The 976-nt window shown below is 35.2% G+C and carries 2 protein-coding genes; both read left to right on the top strand.

The annotated features are described in order from the left end of the window. A partial coding sequence (locus ASV53_RS25680; protein WP_189337965.1) for a hypothetical protein occupies nt 1–670 on the top strand: 670 nt, incomplete at its 5' end. A 4-nt stretch (nt 671–674) separates the two neighbouring features. Beyond that, nucleotides 675–976: hypothetical protein (locus ASV53_RS24180; protein ID WP_141226322.1), on the top strand; the 302-nt coding region annotated here is incomplete at its 3' end.

Raw genomic sequence — 976 nt, 5'->3', positions numbered from 1 at the left:
CGTTGAAGTAACAGATAATAGTGTAGAAAAACAAAAATTTAATAAAACCAAACATAACTCATTTGCAGGGCCACTATCTGTACCGCCAAACAACAATAGCGGAGAGAAAAGAAAGCAATCATTACTTAAAGCGCTCGATAATGCTTCGTATCATAAGGCAAACAAGATAACAAACCGACTTCATTGGCAGGGAAAAAACGTACCACCATCAACTAAAATGCGCGCCATGGCACCAATTATGCCTGGTACATCATTAACAAAAAGAACAACTACTGTTGGTGGCACGGCTTTTGCCGTTGGGATTATATTACAAGTCGGTAGGGCCAAAATTTTATATAAAACAATACGAGGCTATCTATCCGAGTTTTCGAAGAAAATACATTCAAAAAACCCCAACTCTATAGGTGGTGTATTTGCAGTTACCATTATCTACTTAAAGGTAGAACGCTCTTATGGGCGAGCACCTATATTTAGTGGTGTTCATTTGATAAATTTAATTGACTCTACAGACGATTTCAGACCAAATACCTACATTAGCTCTATAATAACGGAAACTTGCCACCCCAGTTACAAAGCTAAAGGCGAGAAGCTGGAAAGTATAAACATCAATCAGTTAGAGCGCCCAAATCAGTACGAAACTGCGACTTTATTCGTAAAGTGTAGCTGGTGATAAAATGAAGAAAATATTAGCATTTACTACAATTATCATAATTTCACTTTTATGTACTTTATTTATCCGTGAGAAAATAAAATCGAAAAATAACAGAGAACTAATCTCTGTACTAGCAACAATTAACTCAAATGACAATACATTACGAGATCTTTCAATTAGCAAACTAAAAGAAATAGCTGATAGCGGAAACTCCGTTGCTCAATACCGCTACGCAGAAGTATTATTAAAGAGCAATAACATAAATAATGCCATTAAATATCTACAATTATCATCAAAAGCAGGAGAGTTAATATCTACTGAACT

Source organism: Photobacterium sanguinicancri (assembly GCF_002265265.1).
GTDB classification, from domain to species: Bacteria; Pseudomonadota; Gammaproteobacteria; order Enterobacterales; family Vibrionaceae; genus Photobacterium; species Photobacterium sanguinicancri.
Note: the sequence above shows the minus strand (reverse complement) of the source record. Positions and strands in the feature narration are given on the sequence as shown.